Here is a 21,087-nt window from a genome sequence, read left to right on the forward strand (position 1 = left end):
TGCTCAGGCAGTAGCATCACCAGATAAAAATTCCAAGAGCACATGAAAGATCTTACCCAGCCAGCATCGTGATTACAGCAGCTTGTCGCCGTAGCCTGAGCAATCGGCCTGCTTGCTCATTAGACAATGGCTGTCTATACTGCCGCACCCGTCGACCATACCGAACCAACTTCTCCTGCGCCCAGGGGAAGTCAACAACCCTAGGCACAGGGGGCCACATGAGAAACAAGCTGATATGCGCCGCAGTTTTGGGCATCGTTTGGGGGGCAACGTCACAGAGTCATGCAGCAGGGTTCAAGGTAAGCGAGCAGGGAGCCAAGGCGATGGCCATGGCCAATGCCTTCACTGCCCAAGCCGACGACCCGTCGGCCCTGTTTTACAACCCGGCGGGGATCGCCTTTTTGCCGGGTGCCCAGGTCAACCTGGGCGGGCTCACCATCATCGTTCCGCAGACACAGTTCACCGGCACCACCCCTTTGAGCGGCAACCCGCCGTTCGACATCGGCAACTCGGTGGTCACCGAACATGCCAAACGTGACATATTCATCGCCCCGACTCTCTATGCGACCTACAGTCTGGAACATCTGCCGCTGAGCTTCGGCCTGGGTATCAACTCGATCTACCCACTGGCAAAGAGCTGGGACGACAGCAGTGTTTTCCGCAACCAGGTCCAGAACGTCTCGATCAAGCCGATCAACTTCCAGCCCACGGTGGCGTACCGTTTCGACGACCTCAACCTTTCTGCGGCAGTCGGTCTCGACGTGACCTACGCCATGGTCTCTTTGCAGCGAGCCGCCTACTCCCCCGGCGTGTCGGCCCCCTTTGGGGCGTTCGAGCTCGGCTCCTTGGGGCTCGACGGTACGGCTACCGGCTTTGGCTACAACCTCGGTGTGGCCTGGCGGCCACGCAATGACCTGCGATTCGGGGTTGCCTACCGTAGCGAGGTGCAGCTCGACATCACCGGGGATTCCAACTTCCTGGCCACCACCGATGCCGGACTGACCGCCATAGGTCTTGCGCCGGCAAACTTCCCCTACGCCAGGGCCCGTGCCACCAGCACCGCCTCCACCAGCATCACCCTGCCCGACAGCCTCGATCTCGGCGTCGCCTGGATGCCTACAGACAAGCTGACCCTGGAATTCGATGCGACACGCACCGGTTGGAGCAGCTTCGACAAACTCGACATTCACTTCGACAGTCCCCAGTTTGCGGCGTTCAACGGCCACGGGGATCCGCGCAACTGGAAGGACGTCTGGGCCTACAAGTTCGGCGCCCAGTATGCGGTGACCCCGCAGCTCGACCTGCGCGCGGGCTACTCCTTCGACACCAGCCCGGTCCCCGATTCGACCGTTGACCCCTTGTTGCCCGACTCCGACCGGCACAGCTTCTCGATCGGTTCCGGTATCCACAGCGGGACGACCACCTTGGACCTCGCCTACATGTGGGTGCACTTCACCGACCGCAAGGTGAACAACCAGGACCTGGGTTCCCTGCGCGGGGAAAACGGAACCTTCAAGAGCGACGCTCATCTCTTGGCCGCAAGCATCACGGTTAAGTTCTAGCGGCCCCGATGACCAACAACCCAAACCTGATCCAGCTCAGAGCTAAGAGGTGACACCATGATTCGCTTCAGCCTATGGTTCATGCTGTGCTTGTGTTCCCTGCTGCCCCTTGGTTGCAGCTCGACCGGCTTGTCGGAGAGCACCAGCCCCAATGCGGTCCAGTTCGACCCGACCACCAGCAACGTACCGCTTCCCAACATCCTGGCGACCGCGACGGCGGCCGACCCGCTCACCCAGTACCAGGACCCGACGACCGGCTTTGTCGGGGCCCGCCCGGCCACCGTGCCGCTGGACCCGCTCGAGGCACTCGCCTACCAGAACCTCTACGAGGTGGGGGGGACCAACGCCGTGTCCGGCCTGAACGCTCCCATTTACCTGCGTTTCTCGGCGCCCCTGGTCCCCTCGACCGTCACCACGCAGAACATCAAGGTGTTCCAGATCAGCGCCGACACTAACAGTCCGACAGAGAACAACCCGCTCGGCTTTACCGACGTATCCGCCCTGTTCAGCGTGCGCTACACCCCGGGGACGACCGACGTACAGCTCTTCCCCAACTTCCCGCTCCTGCCGGGCACCCGCTACCTGTACCTGGTGACCAACCGCGTGAAAGACGCGGCGACCTCCGGCTCGGTGACCAGTTCGCCCTATTTTGGCGCCTTGAAGTCGACGCTCCCCCTGACGGGCCCCTTCGCCGCACTCGAAGCCATCCGGGCGAACCGCACCAGCGGCAACAACGTGCTCCTCTCCGGCTACGCCAAGGTGATGGACGACCTGATCGCCGCCTCCTCGACCACCACGGTGAGCAGCCGCGATCAGATCGCCGTGCTCGGGCGTTTCATCACCACCGGCTCGGGATTCCTGCAAAACGTTCAGGTCAACGCGAACGGGACCCCCTTGACGGTGAGCCAGCTCCCGGTTGACAGCGCCCTCAGGGCGTTTGCCGCCGGCAACGACCTGGGCGGGCTCACCGGTAAAAACTGGATTGCCGACGGGCAGAACGTAGCTAGCGTTACCGCCACCATCCCGGCGGCTGCCTTCTGGTCCCAGACCGTCGGGATCGGCAGCGCCCCGACCACCATGGGCGACGTCATAGCCGGTCACTTCCCCAGCGCCGACATCTCCATGAATCCCGTCGTGGCGCGCGGCAACGGCTCGATGGACCTCAACGTCCCCTTCGGGACCTACTCCCCGGCAACCTCGGTGGTCATTCCATTCCGAAATGCCAACCTCGCCACCGGCTTCTACTACACGCCGCGTGACGTACCGTTCCTCTACATCCCGCCGGTCGGCGCCGCCCCCGCCGGAGGGTGGCCGGTGGTGATCTTCCAGCACGGGATCACCGGCCAGAAAGAACAGGTGGCTGCGGTCGCCGGCGCACTCACCGCTGCGGGTTACGCGGTCGTCGCCATCGACCTGCCGCTGCACGGCACCGGCATCCCCGGTGTCGACCAGGGGCTCGCCTTCCCGCAGCATACCGCCAGCAGCGTCTGGGGGCAGGATTTCATTTCGGTCGGTGCCCCTCTGGCTACCCGTTCCAACATCCAGCAGGCCGCCTTCAACCTGCACCGGCTCGAACTGGTACTCGCCACCCCGAGTTTCGCCACCTTGCTGGCAGGCAAGAGCTATGGACCGGCACTGCCGACTCAGGGCTTCGCCCCGCTCGGCGCGGCAGCCCCCAACCCGGCCATCAAGCCGAAGTACGTGAGCCTCAGCCTCGGCTCCATCGTCGGTGCCTACTACCTCGCCGGTAACACCACCCTGAACCCGGTCGGCATCCCCTACACCCAGGCGACGCTCAACGGCGACATGAAGGGTCTCCTCAGCGTGCCGGGGGGGCGCCTCGCCTACCTGATCCAGGAGAGCCCCGCCTTCGGCCCCAGCGTCGACGCCGGCCTTGCCGCAAACGGGATCGCCAAGGGGAGCCCGGAGTATCTGCAGTTCTTCCTGCTGACCCAGACGGTCATCGACCCGGCGGATCCCGCCAGCATGACCACCCCGCTCGGCACCGGCCTCCCCTCCAGGCTCTCCAACCGTATCCTGGTACAGGAGGCAACGACGACCCAGTTCAGCGCAAGCGGCCTCCCGCTGGACGGGGACCAGGTGATCCCGAACTCCAGCACCCGCTACTTCGGCAACGCCCTGGGCGGACGAGGGGTACTCGGCACCGACATCGCCCCGGGCTTCGCCCAGGTCACCTACGACGACGGCAGCCTCCCCACGTCGTTCATGCTGACCCTGAGCGGGCTCCCCAAGAAGGTGACGGCAGCCGTCTCGGCCGCGGCTACCTCCCCCACCGAAGGGTACTTCCACTTCGGTCGTTTCGGAAAGACGCCGCAGTCCGACGTAACCCACGCGTTCCTGATCGATGCGCTGCATTCGCCTGCGAGCGTCCAGCTTGCCCAACGCCAGATGGTCTACTACCTCGGCCTGCAGCGCCCGGTGGTCACCACGCCGCAGCTGGTGGTGGATCCGACCGTCACCTCGAGCGCGCTTCCCAAGGCCGTCGCGCCCCAGGCCTCTGGCCTGAGCGGCCAGGTCAGCGTCCCGAAGGTCATGAAGATCTTCACACCGAGATAATCCGGCGTCGCCGGACGGCAACCACAGCGAGCACCAAAAAAGCGCCCCGTGCCGCACCAGCGGCCGGGGCGCAGTCGTTTCAGCAGCTTCGGGCTGGGTCAGACAACTTCCCTCTCGACAAAGTGAATGATTTGCAATATATTCGCGAATACTGTATACAATCCGGCTGGCCGCCCAGCTCCTCGCGGCGCAGTCAGCGTTTCCAGCACCGGTGTCACCCATCATTCCACGCAAAGGAGAAGACAAAACGATGGCAACTCCCGAATTCAAGTACCAGGAAGCCTTCCCGCTGGGCCCCGACACGACCAAGTACCGCCTGCTCCCCGACACCCAGAAGTACGTCTCGGTGGCCAACTTCGAGGGCAAGGAAGTGCTCAAGGTGGATCCCGAGGCGCTGACCGTGGCGGCCAACACCGCCATGAAGGACCTCTCCTTCATGCTGCGCCCCGAGCACAACGAGCAGGTTGCCACGATCCTTGCCGACCCGGAGGCTTCCCAGAATGACAAGGGGGTGGCTCTCGCCTTCCTGAGAAACGCCGAGGTTGCCGCCAAGTTGGAGCTTCCCATCTGCCAGGACACCGGCACCGCCATCGTCATGGGCAAGAAGGGGCAGCAGGTCTGGACCGGCGCCAACGATGAGGAGTACCTCTCCAAAGGGGTCTACAAGACCTACACCGAGGAGAACCTGCGCTACTCGCAGACCGTCGCCCTCGACATGTACAAGGAGATCAACACCGGCACCAACCTGCCGGCCCAGATCGACCTCTACGCCACCAAGGGGGGCGAGTACAAGTTCCTCTTCATGGCCAAGGGGGGGGGCTCCGCCAACAAGACCTACCTCTACCAGGAGACCAAGGCGCTCTTGAACCCGGACAGCCTGATCAAGTTCCTGGTTGCCAAGATGAAGACCCTGGGGACCGCGGCCTGCCCCCCCTACCACCTGGCCTTCGTCATCGGCGGCACCTCGGCCGAGACCTGCCTGAAAACCGTGAAGCTCGCCAGCGCCAAGTACCTCGACGCCCTCCCGACCGAGGGTAACGCCGGCGGCCAGGCCTTCCGCGACGTGGCACTCGAGGCGGAACTTTTGAAGGCGGCCCAGGAGAGCGGCATCGGCGCCCAGTTCGGCGGCAAGTACTTCGCCCACGACGTACGCGTGATCCGCCTGCCGCGCCACGGCGCCTCCTGCCCGGTCGGCATGGGTGTTTCCTGCTCCGCGGACCGCAACATCAAGGCGAAGATCAACAAGGAAGGGATCTGGGTCGAGCAGATGGACGACAACCCGGGGCGGCTCATCCCCGAGCGCTACCGCGGCAAGCACGAGCACGGCGTGAAGATCAACCTGAACCAGCCGATGCCGGCCATCCTCGCCGAACTGACCAAGCACCCGGTCTCCACCCCGCTGCTGTTGACCGGCACCATCGTCGTGGGGCGCGACATCGCCCACGCCAAGTTCAAGGAGATCCTGGACTCCGGCAAGCCGCTCCCCGAGTACCTGAAGAACCACCCCATCTACTACGCGGGTCCGGCCAAGACCCCGGCCGGCAAGCCGTCCGGCTCCTTCGGCCCCACCACCGCCGGCCGCATGGACTCTTACGTCGACCTCTTGCAGGCCAGCGGCGGCTCCATGGTGATGATCGCCAAGGGTAACCGCAGCCAGCAGGTGACCGACGCCTGCAAAAAGCACGGCGGCTTCTACCTGGGCTCCATCGGCGGCCCGGCAGCCATCCTCGCCGAGGAGAACATCAAGAAGGTAGAGTGCATCGACTTCCCCGAACTCGGCATGGAGGCGGTCTGGAAGATTGAGGTAGTGGACTTCCCGGCGTTCATCCTGGTGGACGACAAGGGGAACGACTTCTTCAAGCAGTTAGGGCTCTAAGAGCCGACCCCGACGCGTTCCCTCTCCTGCATGGGGGAGGGAACGCGTATCAACCGCTCGACAAAACGACGGACGTAAAAAAGCCCCCGGCGCCAACTGGCATCGGGGGCTTTTCTTTTCCGAGGTTTCCGCCTGCTACATGTAGACCATGACCCGGAAGCTGATGGTCCCGTCCATGGTGGTGAAGGGGATGGTGACCCCCTTGCACTGCACACTCATGCTGCCGTCGTGGCCCGACTGCGGTTCAGGCGGGTCGGTGATGGGCCGGATACGCCCCGAAACGACCAGCGGCAAACCAAGGGCCACGCTGCCGTACTGCTCGTGGTACTTGGTCTTGAAGACACCGGCGATGTTGTTGGAGATCTCGCCCACCGCGTCGTTGATCGAGTCGTCGTCGGTCTCCTCGAGCATGAGCAGCCCCTTGGCGATCTGCTCGGCCGATGCGCGTTCGGTCGCGAAGAGGATGTAGCCCACCCGGTCCCCGGCGACCCCGATGATGCCGACCACGTCGCTCCCCAAGGGATTGATCTTCTTCTCGACTTTGCCGGCGTAGCAGTCGAGGTTCATGTAGCTTTTAAAGGTGTCCTGGGTGGCGGACATGATGGTGAACATGATTTCTTCAAAAGTGATGGCGCTCAAGGAAATCCCCTCCTTCTGAGGTTCAGATATATACCGGTGCGTCATGAGAACTGACCGGGTTTGTCGGTGCAGACGATGCCTTCCAGGACGTCCAGCAGGTGGTCGTTGAAGGCGCCTTTCATCTCCTGCCTCATGATCTGCAGGGCGATCGAAGAGGAAAGTGCCTTCCGGCAGGAGCGGTCGATGGTAAGGGTGCAGTAGACGTCGCAGATGGCGGCAACCTGCACGCTCCGCGGTATCTGTGCTCCTGTCAGTCCCTGCGGGAACCCGGCGCCGTGGTTGCGCTCGTGGTGCGAACGGACGATGCCCAGGGCGATGTCGCTTATTTCCGTGTGGTTCTTGAGGTACTGGTAGCCGGCCTCGGGATGGCTTCGATACGCCTCGAGTTCGGCCGCCGTCAACTTCCCCACCTTGTGCAGGATCTCCTGGGCGACGAAGATCTTGCCGAAATCGTGCAGCAGGGTCCCGATCCCGATGTCGAGCATCTCGTCATGGGAAATCAGGTAAGCGTCGCTGTGCAGCAACAGGCAGAGTGCCGTGACCTGCAGGCTGTGCACGAAGGTGTGATAGTTGTGCGCCATCACGCTCTCCAGCGCGGTGAAGGACTCCTTGTCGCTGGAAAGGTACTTGAGCAGGTTTTCCATGAGCCGCCGGCTGCGGGAGAAATCGGTCACCTTGTCGGGGTGCTCGAAGATGTCCCCCACGTAGTTGAGGGCGGTCTGGTAGATGATCTTTCCCTTCACCTTCGGCTTCAGGGACGGGTCCTGGAGTACCCGCTGGGCCGATTCCTCGAGGAACGCGGTGACGAGCTCCAGATCCCTCGGGCTGACGAAGACGAAATCCACCCGGCTCTTGGCCAGGCGCGCCGCATCCTGCCTGGTGAAGCTGCGCCCGGTACTTTTGTACAGGATGAACTTCTCACCGCTACGCAGGTAGAGGGCGACGTCGGGAAACAGGTCCGCCTGGATACTTTCTATGCTGACGGGTACGTACAACTCTCCCATTGCTACCTCCGGCTCACGTGCACCGGCGGCCATCGGGACCACGCGATACAGAAAGCATATCGGCAGTTGCACATTAAGCTTTAGGCCCGCAGAAAAGATAAGTTGTCCCGCTGTAGCGACGAGCTAGATACCGGTGAGCTCCTGCAGCTTGAGCTCGACGTCGTCGCCGTTCACCCGTACCGGAACTCCCCCCTCCTCCTCGGTACGGATCACCCCTTCGTCGATCCAGACCCTCAGTCGCTCCTCTTCCACCCCGAACTTGTCAACTGCTTCCTCGATGCTGTACCAGGTCTTCGCGACGAGCATGACACCCTCCCTTTGGATATGGCATTTGCGTAACTATGCCAATCCTCTACTATTATAGCGCTACCACCGTTTGCATGGTATCGCTGATGCTCCCCATGTCAAGCTTATGGCCGAAGATGCTTGCCCCTTTGCGGAAACAGGGTACTCAACCGCCCCTGATTCCTACAGGCACATGAGCAAAAAAAAGGGGGAGGCACCCTCAGGTACCTCCCCTCTCTCTCCGCAAGCCGTCTATGCTACTTTTTCTTCAACTTCTCCACGGCCTTCTCGAAGCGCGCCTCGCTGAACCCCTTGAGCACCACGGCGTCATCACCCAGAACGATCAAGGGTACCCCCTGACTCTTGTACTTGTCGGTCACCTCGGCCATGGCAGCCGGGTCGAGTTCGACGTCCCTATTGATGAAGGGGATGTTGTTCTTGGTGAAGTACTCCTTGGCCGCCTTGCAGTGGGGGCACCAGGAGGCCGAGTAGAGAATCACCTTGGGATACTTCAGTTTCTGCGCAGATTTGGCCGGTAGTGGACTTTGCTTCAGGTCGCCCGCCTGGGCAGTCATGCCGCCCCAAACAAGAGCGGCCGCCAAGAGGACACTGGTAAGGATCCGCATCATTCCCCCTTTTTGTTGGACTTCTTCCCGGACGCCGGGATCTCCAGCTGACGGCGCATCAGGCTGAAGGTTAAGCTCTTGGTTTCGCCGGGGCGTCTCACCTGGATCAGGACCGAGGTTCCGGCACGACCACGCAGCCGGTGTTCCACCATCTCCTTGAAGTCGCTGCCGAAGGTCGCCTTGCCGTCGATGCGGGTAATGACGTCGCCGGGCCTGATACCTGCCCGGTGTGCGGGGCCACCCGTCACCAGCTGGCGCACCAGGATGGTGCCGTCGGAGCGGGGGACGCCGTCGATCCCGACACCGCCGAAATCGCGCGAGGTGTTGCCTCCCCAGGCGACCGGCACAAGACTCAAAAGCAGTATGAACGTGATAAAGACGCGTCTGATCATGGACTGTTAAGTTATACGAAGCTTCCAGCCACTGTCAACTATGGTTTTGCCGACCTCATTACGCTGTGCTAAAATAGGAAATCTTTTTGCTTCCAGAGGGAGACGTTCCTATGACCGCACGTACCAAGGTGAAACAGGCACTCAGTGAAGGTAAACCGGGGAGCGAATGCCTCGTGAAGGGGTGGGTGCGCAGCGTCAGAACCGGCAAAGGTGTCTGCTTCATCCAGCTTAACGACGGCTCCAGTCTTGCCGGACTGCAGGTAGTAGCCGAACCGGACCTGGCGAACTTCAACGAGGTCTGCGCACTGGGCACCGGCGCCGCCATCGCGGTGACCGGCCTTTTGCAGGAATCCCCGGCAGCGGGGCAGGCACTCGAGCTGAAGGCAGCCCGGGTCGAGGTGGTTGGCGGGGCGGACGAGAGCTACCCCATGCAGAAGAAGCGGCACAGCTTCGAGTTTCTGCGCACCATCGCGCACCTGAGACTGCGCAGCAACACCTTCGGCGCCGTATTCCGGGTAAGGTCCTCGCTGGCCCAGGAGGTGCACCGATTCTTTGCCGAGCGCGGCTTTCTCTACGTGCACACCCCGATCATCACCGCCAACGACTGCGAGGGGGCCGGCGAACTCTTCCGGGTCACCACGCTCGATCTCGCCAAGCCGCCGCTGGTAAACGGCAGCGTCGATTTCTCGCAGGACTTCTTTTCCCGGGCCACCGGACTTACCGTCAGCGGGCAGTTGGAGGGGGAACTCTTCGCCCAGGCCTTCTCCGACATCTACACCTTCGGCCCCACCTTCCGTGCCGAGAACTCCAACACCGCGCGCCACGCCGCCGAGTTCTGGATGATCGAGCCCGAGATGGCCTTCGCAGATCTCAACGACGATGCCGACCTGGCAGAGAGCTTCTTAAAGCGGCTTTGCAGCCATGCCCTGGAAAATTGCGCCGAAGACATGCAATTCTTCAATACCCAGATCGACAAGGGGCTGATCGAGCGCATCCAGGCGGTGGCCAACGCCTCCTTTGCCCGCATGGAGTACGGCGAGGCGATCGAGCGCCTCAAGAAGGCGCCGGTCTCCTTCCAGTTTCCCGTGGAGTGGGGACTCGACCTGCAATCCGAGCACGAGCGCTACCTGACCGAGCAGGTGGTAGGCGGACCGGTTTTCATCCTCAACTACCCCAAAGAGATCAAGGCCTTCTACATGCGCCAGAACGACGACGGCAAGACCGTGGCGGCCATGGACCTGCTGGTACCCAAGGTGGGCGAGATCATCGGCGGGAGCCAGCGCGAGGAGCGCCTGGACCGCTTGACCGCGCGCATGCAGGAGACCGGCATCGACCCCGAGAGCCTTTCCTGGTACCTGGACAGCCGCCGCTGGGGGACCACGCCGCACGCCGGGTTCGGCCTTGGCTTCGAGCGGCTCATCATGTACCTGACCGGCATGGAGAACATCAGGGACGTGATCCCCTTCCCGCGCACCCCGCGCCACGCGGAGTTCTAGCCCGGGATCCACCAGAGATCCTGCCCCCATCTTAAAAAACTCATCCAATGAAGATCCGCGACCTTCCCCCTCCCTTGACGGGAGGGGGTCAGGGGGTGGGTGAAGCTGCCAGCTGCACCGAAGCGGCACCTCCCCCCTCACCCTAACCCTCTCCCGCAAGGGAAGAGGGACTAGCTGAAAAGGTTACGCGAGATAAGGGAGAAGCCTTAATGGCGCAGAGAAAGGGCCAGGACAGGGCCGCGGCCGACGCCGAGGCGCTCATCGCCCGCTACGGGCTCAAACCGCACCCGGAAGGGGGGTGGTTCGCAGAGGTACACCGCTCGGGGAGATCGGTCGGGACCCCTCAGGGCTACCCCGGCGAGCGGGTGGCACTTACCGCCATCTACTTCCTGCTCAGGGAAGGTGACTTTTCCGCCTTCCACAGCGTGACCAGCGAGGAGGTCTGGATCCATCTGGCAGGTGCGCCGCTCGAGCTGGCACTGCTCGACCCGGAGCCGCAGTTGGTCACGCTTGCCGCTCCGGGAGAGCCGGGAGAGTCGCTCATCGTGGTAGCGCCAGACGTGCCGCAGGCCGCCCGCAGCCTGGGAGCCTTTACCCTGACCAGCTGCCTGGTCGCTCCGGGGTTCGACTTCGACGACTTCCGGATGCCGCGCGCGGCGGAGCTCCTTGAGCGCTACCCGCACGCCGCCGAGTTGATCACCCGCTTCACCCGCAGCTGAAAAACGAAAAAAGGCCCCGGGGCAGGTTCTGCCGCCGGGGCCTTTACTTTTTGGGCCAACTTTTTACTTCTGCTCGGGCCAGTAGCTCCCGCCCACCAGAGTCGCCGTGATCTTCCCCAGCTTCACCTTGGTGGTCATCTTCACGGGAATCCGGCGCTCGTCATCGGTGAGCCACACCGTCACCTCGCCGGTACGGGCGAAAAGCCCCTCGCTTTTCAGAAGCGGCTTCACCACGATGGTCTTGAACTTTCCAACCGACGTCTTGATCTCCTCGCGCCGCAGCACCTGCACCTCGGTGTTCCAGAGCCTCTTGAAGTCGTAGATCTCCACGAAGAGCGACTTGCCGATTTCCAGCTCGCTGGTACGCACGAAGTAGATGCACGAGAGACTGTCGAAGGTCTTCGCGGTGATGCTGTCGGTCTTCTCGGTCTTCTTCAGGTGATCCTTGGAGTGCACCTTCAGGTTCACCGCGTCGAAGTGCGCCTCCTTCAGGGTGTGGAAGCTCCCCTCGTTGATCTTTTCGTAGTAGGTCTTCGGCATACCGATCGCTTCGCTCCCGTTGCCGCGGGCCACCACCGACTCGGTACGATCGTCGACCGGGAAGATCGGACTGAGCCACCCGGCAGAGTGGACCGTGGAGACGATGTGCAGGTCGCCATCCCGCAGGGTCACCTCCTGGATGGCAGTGCCAGCCTTGATCCCGGTCCAGCTGATGTCGTACACCAGGCGTTCGGGGACGGTAAGCGAGGATGCTGCATAAGCACTGGAGAGAACGCCCAGGCTGCCGATAAGGAAGAAGACGAGAAGTTTCAAACGAAGAAAGTTTTTCATCGGGACAGATTAGCTCTAAGGTCAGGTCTTTTCAAGTGAAAAGGTGAAGGTTGTCCCTTAGTCTCATGATGATTGAATCCTCTTTGGCCCTTGAAACCATTGAGCAACGGAACACAAAGAGATCCTCCTTCATGAAAATAGAAACCCTCGGCAGGTTCAAACATGTCACCCTGGAACCTGGTGAGCTCTACGCTTCCAAGGAACCGGTAACCATTTCGACGCTCCTTGGTTCCTGCGTAGCCGCCTGTCTCTACGACCCCGTGCACCGCGTGGTGGGAATGAACCATTTCATGCTCAGCAACCGGCGCTACTCCCGGGATCTGCCCCACTACCGCACCGATGCGGGGCGTTACGGGATCCAGGCCATGGAACTCCTCATCAACGAGATGATGCACCTGGGGGCCGACCGCAAGAAATTGCAGGCCAAGGTGTTCGGCGGCGCCACCATCCTGCAGCGTACCGGCGCTATCGGCAACTTCTTCTGCGTGGGCGAGGTGAATTGCCGGTTCATCCATGATTTTCTCGAGGACGAGCGCATTCCGATCCAGGCTAAGGAGCTGGGTGGCGACAAGGGGCGGGTGATCCATTTCTCGAACGGCGACTTCGCGGTGTACCTGAGGAAGGTGGAGCGCAGCAGCAGCGAGCGGCTGGCACAGCGCGACCGCAACTGCTGGCTGAAGGCGATCGAGATCCAGGAGCTCACACTCCCCACGCAGGACATCTGGCTCTAGTGCATTCGCTAGGGGAGCGGGGACGAGAACGCGTCGTTTGCCCGGAGCACCACTTCTCATGCACCATAAACACACACAAAAAAAGCCGCTCTCCCCATGGGAGGCGGCTTTTTCGTTAACTGCTGCAGACGGACCGTTTCTAGGCGCCGCCGCTTTTGGTGATCATCACGACCCCGATGGCAACCAGCACGGTTCCGGCCCAGCGCATGGGGGTCACCACCTCGTGCAGGAAGTACTGGGACAGGAAGGCAACCAGGATGTAATTGAGCGCCTGCATGGGGAGTGCGACCGAGAGGTCCTCCCAGGAGAGTACGGCGAGCCAGAGGAAGAAGAATATTGCCAGCATGACGGTGCCGAACATAAGCTTCGGGGAGCTGAGTGCCTGCAGGGCCACGTTGAGGATCCCCTTCAGGTTCATCGTCGAGAGATCCCCCAGTTCTTTCATCCCGCGCGCCAGCAGGATATCCCCGATTGTCCCCGCCGTCACCGCCAGCAGCATCACGATCACAGTCTTAAGCATAGTTCTTCTCTTCTCCTCGATAGTTTCTCAGGGTGATGCCCGATTGAGCCAGCTTGGCCGTCACCTTCCTGCTGGTGAGTGCCGCAAGCTCGTCGTCGTGGCGGTACTCGGGCATCCAGCGGTCCAGCTCCGCGCAGGGGCGGCAGCCCGGATGGAAATAGATCTCGGTGAGCCCTTCGCCCACGCTGTCCAGTGCCTTGAGCAGGTACTCCTCGGTCATTCGGCCCGAGTTGAGTAGCCCCTTCACCTCGCCGGCGTAGCGGATCCCCAGCCGGTCCAGCTGCGGCCGGCAGCGCTTGGCGAGGCTGGCGAAGATGAAGGCGTCGGCACACTTGCCGACCAGTCGCTGGCGGTCCACGGCGAGGTTCGCCGAAAGGTTCTCGCGTGACAGCCGGAAGGTGGTGATACCGTACCTGGGCATGAGTTCGGTGAGGACGTCGAACACTGCCGGATGCATGTGGATGTTGAGATGGCCGTCCACATGGCTCAACGCAAGCCCCGTTTCGAGGAATGCAGTGATCTGCGCCTCGATCTCCTTGAAGAGCTGCTTCCGGAGTGGCTTGAGGAAGAAGTAGCGCATGCCGGCCATGACCGGGTCGTTGCCGAAGTTGCCGTCGGCGTCGACCAGGGCGGGAAGCCCATGGGCCGGCAGCACTCCACGCCCCTGCACCAGGGTAAGGTGCAGGCCGACCTGTAGCCCCGGGTTCTCCTTGGCAAGCGCAACGGCCTCCTCGGCCGCCGCACCCCGCACCATAAGCGAGGTGGAGGTCAGTATCCCCTGCTGCCAGGCCTTGACGATCCCGAGGTTCGCGCCAGGGCTTAAGCCGAAGTCGTCGGCGTTGATGATGAGCTGTCGCATGAAATTCAGGGGCTTAAATTCAGGGACTAAGGGACTGGGGGCTAGGGACTGCAACCCCGAAGGACCTCTTCCCTCACCGATCTGTATCTAGCCCTTCCCCTTTGTCATCTTTTAATTCCTGGACATAGCCGGGTACCTGGTGAAACGGGAAGTGCAGTTGACTTTCCCTAGCCCTAATCCCTAGACCCTAGACCCTAGACCCTAGTCCCTAATCCCTAGTCCCTGCCTCAACCCCTGCCTTACTTCCCCTGCTTTCTCTTGCGCATGTAATCCAGGTACTGGGCGCCTTCCTTGAGGAGCTTCTTGCGCTCTTTGGAGTCGACTACCATCTTCCAGATGCTGCGGGCGATGTACTTGGGACGGAAGTAGAACTTCTTGTAGAACAGCTCGACGGCGTCGAAGATCTCCTGGTTGGAGAGCCCGGGGTAGTTTATTACGCACTGCTGGTGGCCCTCGGCGTCGATGTAGGTATCGGAGGCGATCCACCCTTCGCGTTTGGCGAGCGCGTAGAACTCGGTCCCCGGGTACGGCGAGGCGATGGAGACCTGGATCGAGTCGAGGTCCAGCTCGATGGCGTACTTGATGGTTTCCTTGATGGTCTCCCTGGTCTCACCCGGAAGCCCCATGATGAAGGCGCCGTGAATGGTGATCCCGAGCTTCCGGCAGTTGCGGGTGAACTCGATGGCCTGGGACTTGGTGACACCCTTCTTGATGTTCTTGAGGATCTGCTCGTCGCCCGACTCGTATCCCACGATGACGTGGTGCAGACCGGCGGCGCGCATCTCTTTCAAGGTCTCGAAGTCGCAGTTGGCGCGAGCATTGATGACCCAGGAGACGTTGAGCGGCTTGATGAGACGGGAGACGGCGATGGCGTGCTTCTTGTCGGCCGAGAAGGTGTCGTCGTCGAAGGAGATTTCCTTTACCTGCGGCAGGTTCTCCTTGATCCACTTCACCTCCTGGAAGACGTTCTCCGGGCTCCTGGTGCGCATCTTGTGGCCGGAGTAGGTCTGCGGCCAGAGGCAGAAGACGCAGCGTGCCGGGCAACCGCGGCTCGTGTAGATGGAGACGTAGGGGTGCTTGATATGCGGGATGATGTACTCCTCGATGGGGAGGTCACGCGCATAGATTTGGCTGGAGAACGGCAGGCTGTCAAGGTCGGTGAGGATCGGCCGATCCGGGGTGTGCACCACCTCGCCGTCCTTCAGGAAGCTGATGCCGGCGACCTGCTCCCAGGGCACACCTTCGCATATCTCCTTCACGGCGTAGTCGAACTCGCCGCGGCAGACGATGTCCACTATCCCCTTTGCGAACCGGAGGCTCTCCTCCGGGAGGATGGTGACGTGCGGGCCGGTCAGGACGATCACGGTCGAGGGTTTCTGTTCTTTGATCCGGCGCGCGGTTTCTACGTCGATAGGGAGCGTCGGGGTCGAGGTGTACATCAGCACCAGGTCGAAATCCTGGGCGATCTTCAGGCAGGCGGCGAGGTCGAGGCGCTGCACCGGCGCATCCACCACGCGGCTTCCCTCGATCATGCCAGCCGGATAGGTGAGCCAGGTCGGGAACCAGAACGAGGTGACCTCACGCGAGGCCTGATAACGGGCACCGGCGCCACCGTCGAAATCTTCGAAGGTGGGCGGGTTGAGAAATAGCGGTTTCATATAGTCGGCTCCCTTTTGCAGCATGGGGTCTCTTTAAAAAACAATCCGTCACAATAAAGCGGCACCGGTTTTTTGTCAAGACCAAAGCCCCCCGAGTTTTAACGTTGCGACGGTCGGCGCCCTCTGCTAAAGTGCGCGGCAGTCAAGGAAAAGGGGATGTTATGGGAATCACTGGACTGGGATTGGTGGCGGCCATGCCGGAGGAGATCGCTCCTCTTTTGCGCAGGGTGGGAAAGCCCCGCAAGGAGCACCGCGTGGGGTACAACTGGTATCGCTTCGAGGTCTCCGGTGTGCCGGTAACTCTCATAGAGTCGGGAATGGGGCTGCGCCACGCCCAGGCGGCGACCCGGGCCCTCATCGAAGATGCTGCCCCCCAGCTTTTGCTTAATTTCGGCTTCACCGGAGCGGTACGACCGGGACTCGAGGTGGCGGATCTGGTCCTTGCTGAGCGGGTGCTGTTTCTGGCAGAAGACCGGGTTATCGAGCAGCCCATTCCGGCCCCCGGGTTGGTCCAGGCGGTTTCCGCCTCCCTGGCGTCAGGGACGCAGCGGATGGTACAGGGAACGGTCATCACCGCGGCGTCCATCACCAGCAAGCAAGCCTTGCAGGCGCGGCTCCCGTCCGAGCTTCCCCACCCGGTACTGGACATGGAGTCGGCAGCCTTCATGACCGAGGCAGCCCGCGCGGGCATCCCGGCACTCGTTTTGCGTTGCATCAGCGATGCTGCCGACGAAGAGCTCGGCTTCTCCCTCGACGAGTTCTGCGATGCCGACCTCAAGATCCGCCTGCCGCGGGTGCTTTGGACCATCGCCCGCAAGCCGCGTATCATCCCCCAGCTGATCAGGCTCGCCGACAACACGAGCCGCGCCGGCAAAAGCCTGGCAACTGGCGTTCACGGGGCCTTGGAAACGCTCGTAGAAGTTCTCAAGAACGGTTAAGACGTTTCCAGAGCGGTTTAAACGTGCCCACCACGAAAAAGGGGCGAACACGAGGTTCGCCCCTTCAATTCTTCCGCAGTTGTACTACTCGCGACTCAGTCGAAGCTCTCGGAGAACCTTGCCGCAATCTCGCTCTTCAGGTAGCTGTCCGCCTCGGTCGCGGTGGCGAAGGTCACCATCCGGTCCGCTACCTGCTTCGCCTCGGCCATGGTGCAGCGCCGCAGGATCTTCTTGACCCGTGGGATCGAGACCGGGTTCATGGAGAGCTCATCGAACCCCATCCCCAGCAAGAACGGGAGGTACTCCGGGTCCCCAGCCATCTCGCCGCAGATGTGGGCCTCGATGCCGGCCCGGTGTGCCGCGTCCACCACCTGCTTAAGTGACCGTAAGACTGCCGGGTGCAGCGGCTCGTAGAGCGAAGAGAGGTGCTCGTTGGTCCGGTCGATGGCCAGGGTGTACTGGATCAGGTCGTTGGTGCCGATGCTGAAGAAATCCACCTCGGCCGCCAGGAGGTCGGCGATCACCACCGCGGAAGGGATTTCGATCATGATCCCCATCTGGATCTCTTCGTCGAAGGGATACTTGCCGCGCAGCTCGGCCTTGGCCTCCTCGAGAAGTGCCTTGGCCTGCCTCACTTCCGCGACACCCGAGACCATCGGGAAGAAGAGTTGTACCGGCCCCAGCGCGCTGGCACGCAGGATGGCGCGCAGCTGGGCCTTGAAGGCCTTGGGCTGGCGCAGCGAAAGCCGGATGGCGCGCACCCCGAGGGCCGGGTTCATCTCATCAGTCAGACCCGGCTCGGTGAGGCACTTGTCCCCCCCGACGTCAAGGGTCCTGATGGTCACCGGCCGCGGCGCCATGGCCTGGACGATGGCGGCATAGGCCTGGTACTGCTCCTCCTCGTCCGGGTAGCTGGCGCGATTGAAGAAGAGCATCTCGGTTCTGTACAGGCCGATCCCCTCGCCGCCGTGCTTGTGAATGGCGGAGACTTCCTCGACGAACTCGATGTTCCCCTTGAGGCGGATTCGGTGGCCGTCCAGGGTCTGGGCCGGCAGGTCCTTCAGTTTCAACAGCTCGCGCTCGACGTATTCGTAGCGCTGCTTGCGCTGCAGGTACTCCCGGAACACCTCGGGATCAGGATTCAGGATCACCACACCGGTGGCACCGTCGATGATCACGGTATCGCCGTCGCTCACCTCGCTGGTGATCCGCTCGACCCCGACCACAGCGGGAATCTCGAAGGCACGGGCCAGGATGGAGGAGTGCGAGGTCTTGCCGCCGAGGTCGGTGACGAAGCCAACCACCTTCTCCTTGTCGATCTGCAGGATGTCGGCCGGCGAGAGCTCGTGGGCCACCACGATGGCCTTCCCCTCGATCTGGTCCAGAGATTCCTGTTTCTCGCCTACCATGGTGCGCAGTACCCGCTCGACCACCACCTCGATGTCGTTACCGCGCTCGCGCAGGTACTCGTCGTCCACGGCGTCGAAGAAGGTCTTGAAGCGGCTCATGGTACGCTTGAGCGCCCCCTCGGCGTTGATCCCCAACCGCTCGATGTAGCCGGTGGTCTCGCTGATCAGCATGTTGTCGTCGAGCAGCAGGAGGTGCGCATCGATCACGCAGAGGTGCTCGGGACCGTGGGTCTCGGAGAGCTGCTCCCTAAGGGCGGCAAGCTCCTCCTTGGTGCGGTCCAGCGCCTTGCGTAGCCGAAAGCGCTCGGCGGGGATGCCGTCGGCGGAGATCGGGTACTCGGTGACGATTACCCGGCGCCGTTCGGTGATGCGAACCTGGCCGATGGCGATACCGGCCGAGGCGCCCATCCCCTGGAATTGTCTGGCTTCACTCTTCACCAAATCCATTGCGGATCAGTTCCCCGATTGCCTCGAAGGCCTCGGCTTCATCCGGCCCCTCGACCTTAAGCGTCACGACGCTCCCTTTGCCGGCCGCCAGCATCATGATCCCCATGATGCTCTTGCCGTTCACCTCGACACCCTCGCGCTCGATCTTGATCTCCGAGCCGAAGCGGCTCGCGGTCTTCACCAACAATGCGCTGGCCCGGGCATGCAGTCCGAGCTTGTTGGGTATCACGAATTCACCTTGATTCATATGCCTCTCTTCGTATCCTGTCGGCTTGGGGCCGGTGTCGGCCCCGGCCGCTACCTTTTCAGGTAGTCTCCGGCCACCGAGATCCCCTCGCGGCCGCTCTCCTTGAGTTTCAAGGCCAACTCGCCCACCGCCAACCGGTTGCGGTCCTGGGTGAACCGGATCAGCATCGGGAGGTTCACCCCAGTCAGCACCTCGACCCTCCCCTCCTCCAGGAAGGAGAGGCTCATGTTGGACGGCGTGCCGCCGAACATGTCGGTCATGATAATGGCGCCGGCGCCGGAGACCCGGCCCACCGCCTCCTTGATGGAAGCCATCACCGTCGCAGCCTGGGTGTCCGGGGCGATTCCCACCACCTCCACCAGCTCCAGTTTCCCGACGATCATCTCCGCCGCAGCGAGCAGCTCGGCTGCCACCCCCGCATGCGTTACTACAACCAGTCCTATCATCCCTGCCCCTTGTCGATATCCCTGTGGGTGATCTTGATATTTACGTTTCTCTGCCTGAAATACTGGTACAGCTCTTCTGCGATGGCGACCGAACGGTGCCGACCGCCGGTGCAGCCAATCGAGACGGAAAGGTACGACTTACCCTCCCGCCGGTAACCGGGGAGCAGGTGCTCCAAAAGACCCCGAAAGCGCTCCAGGAAGACCTCGGTCTCCTTCTGGCCCAGGACGTAGTCGCGCACCCCCTGCTCGAGCCCCGAGAACGGGCGCAGCGCCGGGACGAAGTAGGGGTTCGGGAGAAAGCGGACGTCCATGACCAGATCGCTCTCGAGCGGGATGCCGTAACGAAACCCGAAGGACTGCAGGTTCACCTGCATCTCCAGGGCGCTCTCGCTCCCCTTGATGCTGGAGATCACCACCTCCTTCAGGCGGTGCACGTTCATCTCGGAGGTGTCGATGATGGCGGTCGCAATGCGTCTGAGGCCCGCCAGCTGGTCGCGCTCGAAGCGGATCCCCTCGGGGACCGTGCCGCCGTCCAGGGCCGGGTGCCGGCGCCTGGTCTCGGAGAAGCGGCGGATCAGCACCTCGTCGCTGGAGTCGAAGAAGAAGATCTTCAGGATGTGACCGGCGTGGGTCAGGTTCCTGAACACCTCGTCATACCCTTTCATGAAGTCGCGGCTGCGGATGTCCATCACCAGCGCCACGTCCTTGATATCCTCGCGCGAGTGCTCTACCAGGTCGATGAAGGTGGAGACCAGGGAGACCGGGAGGTTGTCCAGGCAGAAGAATCCTTCGTCCTCGAGGGCACGAACCGCGGTGGATTTTCCCGAGCCGGAGAGCCCGGTGATGATCACGATGCGCATTTCACTCCACCTCGTTGCCCAGGGGCCTCACCTCGAGGCGGGCCAGGAGCTTTTCGTGGAACTCCTTCGCCGAGTGGTACCCCATCCCCTTCAGCAGGAAGTTGCGGGCCGCCACCTCGATGATGGAGGTGAGGTTTCTGCCCGGCCGGACCGGTACCTGCAGGTGCGGCAGGTCCACGCCGAGGATGGTCTTCACCTGCTCGTCGATCCCCAGGCGGTCGTACTCCTGGCTGGCATCCCACTCCATGAGCTCCAGCACCAGGTCGATGATCTTCTTCTCGCGGATCGAGGAGACCCCGTAGAGGTCCTTGATGTTGATGATCCCCAGGCCGCGGATTTCCATGTGGTGCTGGATCGATTCTCCCGCCTGTCCCACCAGGGCCGCAGGCATCTTCTTCTTGATGTGGATGATGTCGTCTGCCACCAACCGGTGTCCGCGGATCACCAGGTCCAGGGCGCACTCGCTCTTGCCGATGCCGCTTTTACCCAAAAGCAGGACACCCACGCCCAAAACGTCCACCAGAACGCCGTGGATGTGGGTCGAGGGGAGCAGGCTCTCTTCCAGGAACTTGGTGACCAGGGAGATGAAGGTGGAGGACTGGTGGTGCGACACCAGAAGCGGTATCCCCGCCCCCTCGGCGGAGGTCTTCAGGAACTCGGGAGGATCCAGCCCCTTGGTGACGATGAAGCAGGCGATCGGGAAGCTGCACAGGGTTTCGATGTGCTTGCGCCCGACCGCGTCGGGAATCTGTCGTAGGTAGGAGATCTCGGTATTGCCCAGGACCTGGACCCGGTCCGGATGCAGGTGTTCCGTGTACCCGGTGAGCGCCAGACCCGGTTTCTGGATGCGGGAACTGTAGAGGCGGTTGGTGAGCCCGACCGCCCCGCCGATGAGCTTCAAGTCGAGCCCGTAGGCCTTGTCCTCGAGAAGGTCCTTGATGCTGAGGCTCATGTTGTTCACTGCT

21 protein-coding genes are annotated in these 21,087 nt (G+C 62.2%); 7 read left to right on the forward strand and 14 right to left on the reverse strand.

Annotated features, from left to right (window positions below):
- Positions 1 to 218 precede the first annotated feature (218 nt).
- The 3 genes from H7688_RS21390 (at position 219) to H7688_RS21400 (ending at position 6,015) form a co-directional block, all read left to right on the forward strand.
- Positions 219 to 1,562: an OmpP1/FadL family transporter gene (locus H7688_RS21390; RefSeq protein WP_183363286.1), complete on the forward strand. Its 1,344-nt coding sequence runs from the start codon at positions 219 to 221 to the stop codon at positions 1,560 to 1,562.
- A gap of 81 nt (positions 1,563 to 1,643) precedes the next feature.
- On the forward strand, positions 1,644 to 4,139 hold the full coding sequence (locus tag H7688_RS21395; RefSeq protein WP_183363287.1) for an Ig-like domain-containing protein: 2,496 nt from the start codon (positions 1,644 to 1,646) through the stop codon (positions 4,137 to 4,139).
- Between the two features lie 250 nt (positions 4,140 to 4,389).
- On the forward strand, positions 4,390 to 6,015 hold the full coding sequence (locus tag H7688_RS21400; RefSeq protein ID WP_183363288.1) for a fumarate hydratase: 1,626 nt from the start codon (positions 4,390 to 4,392) through the stop codon (positions 6,013 to 6,015).
- 135 nt (positions 6,016 to 6,150) lie between these two features.
- Here H7688_RS21400 and H7688_RS21405 read toward each other — a convergent pair whose 3' ends face one another.
- The 5 genes from H7688_RS21405 to H7688_RS21425 form a co-directional block, all read right to left on the reverse strand.
- Positions 6,151 to 6,654 (reverse strand): chemotaxis protein CheX, encoded by a 504-nt coding sequence (locus H7688_RS21405; RefSeq protein WP_183363289.1) that lies wholly within the window; start codon positions 6,652 to 6,654, stop codon positions 6,151 to 6,153.
- A gap of 41 nt (positions 6,655 to 6,695) precedes the next feature.
- Entirely contained in the window at positions 6,696 to 7,658 is a 963-nt protein-coding gene (locus H7688_RS21410) for an HD-GYP domain-containing protein (protein ID WP_183363290.1), read from the reverse strand.
- Between the two features lie 123 nt (positions 7,659 to 7,781).
- Entirely contained in the window at positions 7,782 to 7,964 is a 183-nt protein-coding gene (locus H7688_RS21415; RefSeq protein ID WP_183363291.1) for a MerR family transcriptional regulator, read from the reverse strand.
- Between the two features lie 236 nt (positions 7,965 to 8,200).
- On the reverse strand, positions 8,201 to 8,572 hold the full coding sequence (locus H7688_RS21420; RefSeq protein WP_183363292.1) for a glutaredoxin domain-containing protein: 372 nt from the start codon (positions 8,570 to 8,572) through the stop codon (positions 8,201 to 8,203).
- Entirely contained in the window at positions 8,569 to 8,961 is a 393-nt protein-coding gene (locus tag H7688_RS21425; protein ID WP_183363293.1) for a S41 family peptidase, read from the reverse strand. Before H7688_RS21425 ends, H7688_RS21420 begins: the two co-directional genes overlap by 4 nt.
- 110 nt (positions 8,962 to 9,071) lie before the next feature.
- Between H7688_RS21425 and asnS the strand changes: the two genes are divergently transcribed.
- Positions 9,072 to 10,457: an asparagine--tRNA ligase gene (asnS, locus tag H7688_RS21430; protein WP_183363294.1), complete on the forward strand. Its 1,386-nt coding sequence runs from the start codon at positions 9,072 to 9,074 to the stop codon at positions 10,455 to 10,457.
- A gap of 209 nt (positions 10,458 to 10,666) precedes the next feature.
- Positions 10,667 to 11,176, forward strand: coding sequence for a cupin domain-containing protein (locus H7688_RS21435; protein ID WP_183363295.1), 510 nt, complete (start codon positions 10,667 to 10,669; stop codon positions 11,174 to 11,176).
- A gap of 63 nt (positions 11,177 to 11,239) precedes the next feature.
- Here H7688_RS21435 and H7688_RS21440 read toward each other — a convergent pair whose 3' ends face one another.
- Positions 11,240 to 12,007, reverse strand: a complete 768-nt coding sequence (locus tag H7688_RS21440) for a DUF3108 domain-containing protein (protein ID WP_246329917.1) — start codon at positions 12,005 to 12,007, stop codon at positions 11,240 to 11,242.
- 131 nt (positions 12,008 to 12,138) lie between these two features.
- Here H7688_RS21440 and H7688_RS21445 point away from each other — a divergent pair, with 131 nt between their 5' ends.
- Positions 12,139 to 12,738: a chemotaxis protein CheD gene (locus tag H7688_RS21445; protein ID WP_183363296.1), complete on the forward strand. Its 600-nt coding sequence runs from the start codon at positions 12,139 to 12,141 to the stop codon at positions 12,736 to 12,738.
- Between the two features lie 139 nt (positions 12,739 to 12,877).
- Here the strand turns inward: H7688_RS21445 and H7688_RS21450 are convergent, their stop codons facing one another.
- The 3 genes from H7688_RS21450 to hpnJ form a co-directional block, all read right to left on the reverse strand.
- Positions 12,878 to 13,258, reverse strand: a complete 381-nt coding sequence (locus H7688_RS21450) for an EamA family transporter (RefSeq protein WP_183363297.1) — start codon at positions 13,256 to 13,258, stop codon at positions 12,878 to 12,880.
- On the reverse strand, positions 13,251 to 14,117 hold the full coding sequence (gene hpnK, locus H7688_RS21455; RefSeq protein WP_183363298.1) for a hopanoid biosynthesis-associated protein HpnK: 867 nt from the start codon (positions 14,115 to 14,117) through the stop codon (positions 13,251 to 13,253). Before hpnK ends, H7688_RS21450 begins: the two co-directional genes overlap by 8 nt.
- 239 nt (positions 14,118 to 14,356) lie before the next feature.
- The gene (hpnJ, locus tag H7688_RS21460) at positions 14,357 to 15,775 is read right to left on the reverse strand and encodes a hopanoid biosynthesis associated radical SAM protein HpnJ (RefSeq protein ID WP_183363359.1); all 1,419 of its coding nucleotides are present in this window, start codon (positions 15,773 to 15,775) and stop codon (positions 14,357 to 14,359) included.
- A gap of 161 nt (positions 15,776 to 15,936) precedes the next feature.
- On the opposite strand from hpnJ, the gene H7688_RS21465 reads away from it, so the two are divergent.
- Positions 15,937 to 16,713 (forward strand): phosphorylase family protein, encoded by a 777-nt coding sequence (locus H7688_RS21465; RefSeq protein ID WP_183363299.1) that lies wholly within the window; start codon positions 15,937 to 15,939, stop codon positions 16,711 to 16,713.
- A 95-nt stretch (positions 16,714 to 16,808) separates the two neighbouring features.
- Here the strand turns inward: H7688_RS21465 and ptsP are convergent, their stop codons facing one another.
- From ptsP to hprK, 5 genes are read right to left on the reverse strand one after another with little or no spacing between them, the layout of a single operon-like run.
- Complete coding sequence (gene ptsP, locus H7688_RS21470; protein WP_183363300.1) at positions 16,809 to 18,569, reverse strand: phosphoenolpyruvate--protein phosphotransferase; 1,761 nt, start codon at positions 18,567 to 18,569, stop codon at positions 16,809 to 16,811.
- Positions 18,550 to 18,816: an HPr family phosphocarrier protein gene (locus H7688_RS21475; protein WP_183363301.1), complete on the reverse strand. Its 267-nt coding sequence runs from the start codon at positions 18,814 to 18,816 to the stop codon at positions 18,550 to 18,552. Before H7688_RS21475 ends, ptsP begins: the two co-directional genes overlap by 20 nt.
- A 50-nt stretch (positions 18,817 to 18,866) precedes the next feature.
- Complete coding sequence (locus H7688_RS21480) at positions 18,867 to 19,262, reverse strand: PTS sugar transporter subunit IIA (RefSeq protein WP_183363302.1); 396 nt, start codon at positions 19,260 to 19,262, stop codon at positions 18,867 to 18,869.
- Entirely contained in the window at positions 19,259 to 20,122 is an 864-nt protein-coding gene (gene rapZ / locus H7688_RS21485; RefSeq protein ID WP_183363303.1) for an RNase adapter RapZ, read from the reverse strand. Before rapZ ends, H7688_RS21480 begins: the two co-directional genes overlap by 4 nt.
- Before the next feature lies 1 nt (position 20,123).
- Positions 20,124 to 21,074, reverse strand: coding sequence for an HPr(Ser) kinase/phosphatase (gene hprK / locus H7688_RS21490; RefSeq protein WP_183363304.1), 951 nt, complete (start codon positions 21,072 to 21,074; stop codon positions 20,124 to 20,126).
- Between the last annotated feature and the right edge of the window lie 13 nt (positions 21,075 to 21,087).

Origin of the sequence: Geomonas limicola (genome assembly GCF_014193675.1) — a bacterium.
GTDB classification, from domain to species: Bacteria; Desulfobacterota; Desulfuromonadia; order Geobacterales; family Geobacteraceae; genus Geomonas; species Geomonas limicola.

Bases quoted from the DNA above. Each gene is read 5' to 3' on its own strand.
- H7688_RS21390 (WP_183363286.1), top strand. From the start codon at position 219: ATGAGAAACAAGCTGATATGCGCCGCAGTTTTGGGCATCGTTTGGGGG.
- H7688_RS21395 (WP_183363287.1), top strand. From the start codon at position 1,644: ATGCTGTGCTTGTGTTCCCTGCTGCCCCTTGGTTGCAGCTCGACCGGC.
- H7688_RS21400 (WP_183363288.1), top strand. From the start codon at position 4,390: ATGGCAACTCCCGAATTCAAGTACCAGGAAGCCTTCCCGCTGGGCCCC.
- H7688_RS21410 (WP_183363290.1), bottom strand. From the start codon at position 7,658: ATGGGAGAGTTGTACGTACCCGTCAGCATAGAAAGTATCCAGGCGGAC.
- H7688_RS21415 (WP_183363291.1), bottom strand. From the start codon at position 7,964: ATGCTCGTCGCGAAGACCTGGTACAGCATCGAGGAAGCAGTTGACAAG.
- H7688_RS21420 (WP_183363292.1), bottom strand. From the start codon at position 8,572: ATGATGCGGATCCTTACCAGTGTCCTCTTGGCGGCCGCTCTTGTTTGG.
- H7688_RS21425 (WP_183363293.1), bottom strand. From the start codon at position 8,961: ATGATCAGACGCGTCTTTATCACGTTCATACTGCTTTTGAGTCTTGTG.
- asnS (WP_183363294.1), top strand. From the start codon at position 9,072: ATGACCGCACGTACCAAGGTGAAACAGGCACTCAGTGAAGGTAAACCG.
- H7688_RS21435 (WP_183363295.1), top strand. From the start codon at position 10,667: ATGGCGCAGAGAAAGGGCCAGGACAGGGCCGCGGCCGACGCCGAGGCG.
- H7688_RS21440 (WP_246329917.1), bottom strand. From the start codon at position 12,007: ATGAAAAACTTTCTTCGTTTGAAACTTCTCGTCTTCTTCCTTATCGGC.
- H7688_RS21445 (WP_183363296.1), top strand. From the start codon at position 12,139: ATGAAAATAGAAACCCTCGGCAGGTTCAAACATGTCACCCTGGAACCT.
- H7688_RS21450 (WP_183363297.1), bottom strand. From the start codon at position 13,258: ATGCTTAAGACTGTGATCGTGATGCTGCTGGCGGTGACGGCGGGGACA.
- hpnK (WP_183363298.1), bottom strand. From the start codon at position 14,117: ATGCGACAGCTCATCATCAACGCCGACGACTTCGGCTTAAGCCCTGGC.
- hpnJ (WP_183363359.1), bottom strand. From the start codon at position 15,775: ATGAAACCGCTATTTCTCAACCCGCCCACCTTCGAAGATTTCGACGGT.
- H7688_RS21465 (WP_183363299.1), top strand. From the start codon at position 15,937: ATGGGAATCACTGGACTGGGATTGGTGGCGGCCATGCCGGAGGAGATC.
- ptsP (WP_183363300.1), bottom strand. From the start codon at position 18,569: ATGGATTTGGTGAAGAGTGAAGCCAGACAATTCCAGGGGATGGGCGCC.
- H7688_RS21475 (WP_183363301.1), bottom strand. From the start codon at position 18,816: ATGAATCAAGGTGAATTCGTGATACCCAACAAGCTCGGACTGCATGCC.
- H7688_RS21480 (WP_183363302.1), bottom strand. From the start codon at position 19,262: ATGATAGGACTGGTTGTAGTAACGCATGCGGGGGTGGCAGCCGAGCTG.
- rapZ (WP_183363303.1), bottom strand. From the start codon at position 20,122: ATGCGCATCGTGATCATCACCGGGCTCTCCGGCTCGGGAAAATCCACC.
- hprK (WP_183363304.1), bottom strand. From the start codon at position 21,074: ATGAGCCTCAGCATCAAGGACCTTCTCGAGGACAAGGCCTACGGGCTC.